The sequence below is a fragment of the Methylobacterium sp. WL18 genome (assembly GCF_008040015.1).
Lineage (GTDB): Bacteria > Pseudomonadota > Alphaproteobacteria > Rhizobiales > Beijerinckiaceae > Methylobacterium > Methylobacterium mesophilicum.
The window spans coordinates 1-3,732 of the sequence record NZ_VRVD01000468.1; the positions used below are offsets into that span (position 1 = coordinate 1).

The window sequence follows — 3,732 nt, forward strand, 5'->3', positions numbered from 1 at the left end:
ACTCGGCCCGGGCGCGTGGGCTGGCGGCCAGGTGCGCGGCCAGCACGCCCTCGCCGTCGGTGACCATCGACCGGAACTTCAGGCAGCCGAAGCTGCGCCCGTCCCGGCCGAGCCGTATGTGCCGGAAGATCGGCGCCTTGCGGTCGCCGCCCCAGACCAGCACGGCGATCAGCAGCATCAGTGGCAGCAGCAGGAACAGCGCCGTCGCCGCCACCCCGATGTCGAGCCCGCGCTTGGCCGCCCAGTCGAGCCGAAGCCCCCGCGCCACGAACGGCGTCTCCGGTAGCACAGCCTCTGCCACAGCCTCGGCCGCCTCGCTCACTTGACCAGCAATCTGATCGGCCACGTTCGACATCTCAACCCTATGGTGCGGCGCAGAAGCGAGGTGTGAAACTGGAGAGCCGGCCTCACGCAGCATGGATTCGCTTTCTGGATCGAGATGGCGACGGGATAGTTAACGAATTGCTAATAACAATTTCTAACAATTTATTGACCCTGTTACAAGCTGAGTTATGTGGCCAATCGCAGTCTAGCGTGTGTTTATATTAAAAAGCTATAAAATGTATCCATGCGGATTAGGCCCGGTATTGCCGCAGCAAGGGAGAGGACCCTGGTGTCATCAAACTGGTCTCGGCGTGAATCGGTATAGTATCGATATAGAGATGACCGGCGTCAAGGCGCCGTTTCTTTGGTGCGACGCACGCTAGATCGACATCCCCAGTCCCGTTCACCGTCTCCAAGAGGCCCAGACCTCCCGCCAGGAGACGATCAGCCTGTGGGGGCATCGAGGACCCTAGGGGACCGACACGAGGGGCAAATTGACAAAAACTACGTACTCGAAGGTCCGGAGCTGCATTCTGACTGCAACGTCTAATCCTGCGTCTCGTGCAGTTTGTTGGCTTCGTCCCGGCATGCATGAGGCCACTTCACAACGTCCGACCCGCGCAACGGTTGGCGGGACCCTCTCGCTCGGATGTGGGGCTCGGGGAGCCGAGCCGATTGTCGCGTGGTCAGGTACAGGCGGTCGGGTTCAGAGGGTTATGGCGCTCGCCTGGCAGAAATGCTGATGGTCGAGTCGCTTCATTGGTCTGTATAGGCAGTCGGACAGTTGAGCGTGAATTCGTGAGGGGGCGGATGACATGGCGGTTCTGGTGACAGGCGGGGCCGGGTATATCGGCAGCCACATGGTTCTGGCGCTTCTGGATGCCGGCCACGAGGAGGTCGTGGTGCTGGACGACCTGTCGACCGGGTTCGACTGGGCGGTGCCGGAGGGGGTCAAGCTGGTGGTCGGCGACGTCGCCGACCAGGCGCTGGTGACCCAGACCATCCTGCAGCACCGGATCGACGCGCTCGCCCACTTCGCCGCCCGGATCGTCGTGCCGGACTCGGTGGCCGACCCGCTGGGGTACTACCTGGCCAACACCGTCAAGACCCGCGCCCTGATCGAGGCCGCCACCCGCGCGGGCGTGCGCCACGTGATCTTCTCCTCCACCGCGGCGGTCTACGGCGAGCCCGAGGTCGTGCCGGTGCCCGAGGACCTGCCGCTCGCCCCGATCAACCCGTACGGCCGCTCCAAGCTGATGAGCGAATGGATGATCGCCGACGCGGCGGCCGCGCACGGCTTCACCTACGTCGTGCTGCGCTACTTCAACGTCGCGGGCGCCGACCCGGCCGGGCGCTCCGGGCAGTCGACCCCGGACGCCACGCACCTGATCAAGGTGGCGACCCAGGCCGCGCTCGGGCGGCGCGACCGGCTCGACGTCTACGGCACGGACTACCCGACCCCGGACGGCTCGTGCCTGCGCGACTACATCCAGGTCTCGGACCTGGCCGAGGCGCACCGGGTGGCGCTCGATCACCTGCGCGGGGGCGGCGAGAGCCTGACGCTGAACTGCGGCTACGGCCGGGGCTACTCGGTGCTGGAGGTGATCGAGGTGGTCAAGCGGATCTCGGGCCGGGACTTCGCCGTGCGGCTGTGCCCGCGCCGGCCCGGCGACCCGGCCCGGATCGTGGCCGAGGCCGGCAGGATCCGATCCAGCCTCGGCTGGAAGCCCCGCCACGACGACCTCGACGCCATCGTCGCCCAGGCGCTCGCCTGGGAGGACAAACTGAGTACGCGCAATCGGGTCTAATCGACGTTAAAGCGTGATAATACAGGTCTCAAGACATGAGTCCTGACAGAGGATGCCTGAATGAGAGTTGCAATCGTACATTATTGGCTCGTGGGCATGCGAGGCGGTGAGAAAGTCGTCGAAGCCCTGTGCAAGATGTATCCCCAGGCCGATATCTTCACCCACGCCTATGCCCCGGATTCGATCTCCCCGGTCATCAAAGCCCACCGCATCCAGACCTCGTTCATCGGCCGGCTCCCGTTCTCCGCGACGCGCTACAAATCCTATCTGCCGCTGATGCCCATGGCCCTCGAGCAGCTCGACCTGCGCGGGTACGATCTCGTGATCAGCAGCGAGTCCGGGCCGGCAAAGGGCATCATCCCGCCCTCGAACGCGACCCACATCTGCTATTGCCATTCCCCGATGCGCTACGTCTGGAACATGTTCCACGATTACCGCGAGCGGACGGGGTTCCTGAACCGCCTCCTGATGCCGCCGGCCGCGCATTACATCCGGAACTGGGACGCGATCTCGGCGAGCCGGGTCCACGAGTTCGTGGCGAATTCGGCGACCGTGGCGCGCCGGATCGAGACCTACTATCGGCGCAGCGCCACCGTCATCTATCCCCCGGTCGACACGGACGCGTTCGGTCCCGTCCCCGAGCAGGAACGCGGCGACTACCACCTGATGGTCGGCGAGCTGGTTCGGTACAAGCGCCCGGAATTGGCGATCGAGGCATTCAACCGCCTGCAGAAGCCCCTCGTGGTGATCGGCGGCGGCGAGATGCTGCGCGAATTGCGGAGCCTGGTCGGCCCGCACGTCACGATGCTCGGCCCGCAACCCTTCGCGGTGCTGAAGCACCATTATGCCCGGTGCCAGGCCCTGATCTTCCCCGGCGAGGAGGATTTCGGGATCGTGCCCGTGGAAGCCATGGCGAGCGGCCGGCCGGTGATCGCGTACGGGAAGGGCGGCGCGACGGAGACCGTCCAGGAGGGGGTGACCGGGACCTTCTTCCACGAACAGTCGGTGGACGCCTTGATTGCCGCGATCGCGCGATGCAAAGCCATCGCGCCGGGGCCCGAGGCCCTCGTCGAACGGGCCTCGGAGTTCAGCGTCGAGCGCTTCTTGACGGCCATGGGTCAGTTCATCGACGGCGTCCTGGCACGGGGTCACCAGGGTCTCCGCCCCCCTCTGGCCGGTGGACAGCTCGACCTTTTGAATTGAGTTTGCGTCGATCGCCTCGTTTTAAATCCGCCCTATACCTCGGTGCGAAAGATTGATTTTGATGTCTGAGCCATTCGATACGGTCTACCCCATGATCCTGTGCGGCGGCACGGGGACGCGCCTGTGGCCCGCCTCGCGCGAGAGCATGCCCAAGCAGTTCGCCCGGCTGGTGGACGCGGAGCGCTCGACCTTCCAGGCGACCCTGGCGCGGGTGTCGGACGCGGCCGTGTTCGCCCGGCCCACCGTGATCGCCTCGGCCGAGGCCCGGTTCATCGTGGCCGAGCAGTGCAGCCAGCTCGGGATCGGCGCCGACATCCTGCTGGAGCCGCAGGGCCGCGACTCCGCCGCCGCCGTGGCGGTGGCCGCCCTCCACGCCGCCCGCACCGATCCGCAGGCC

General features: G+C 65.8%; 4 protein-coding genes. 3 read left to right on the plus strand and 1 reads right to left on the minus strand.

What is annotated here, in order from left to right:
* On the minus strand, positions 1–355 hold a 355-nt coding region (locus FV228_RS23045; RefSeq protein WP_187277871.1), incomplete at its 3' end, for a sugar transferase.
* A 784-nt stretch (positions 356–1,139) separates the two neighbouring features.
* Here FV228_RS23045 and galE point away from each other — a divergent pair.
* The 3 genes from galE to FV228_RS23060 form a co-directional block, all read left to right on the plus strand.
* Positions 1,140–2,132, plus strand: a complete 993-nt coding sequence (gene galE, locus FV228_RS23050; RefSeq protein WP_147856723.1) for a UDP-glucose 4-epimerase GalE — start codon at positions 1,140–1,142, stop codon at positions 2,130–2,132.
* A gap of 60 nt (positions 2,133–2,192) precedes the next feature.
* Positions 2,193–3,335, plus strand: a complete 1,143-nt coding sequence (locus FV228_RS23055; RefSeq protein WP_147856724.1) for a glycosyltransferase — start codon at positions 2,193–2,195, stop codon at positions 3,333–3,335.
* 61 nt (positions 3,336–3,396) lie between these two features.
* The coding region (locus tag FV228_RS23060) for a sugar phosphate nucleotidyltransferase (RefSeq protein ID WP_246694001.1) at positions 3,397–3,732 on the plus strand (336 nt) is incomplete at its 3' end.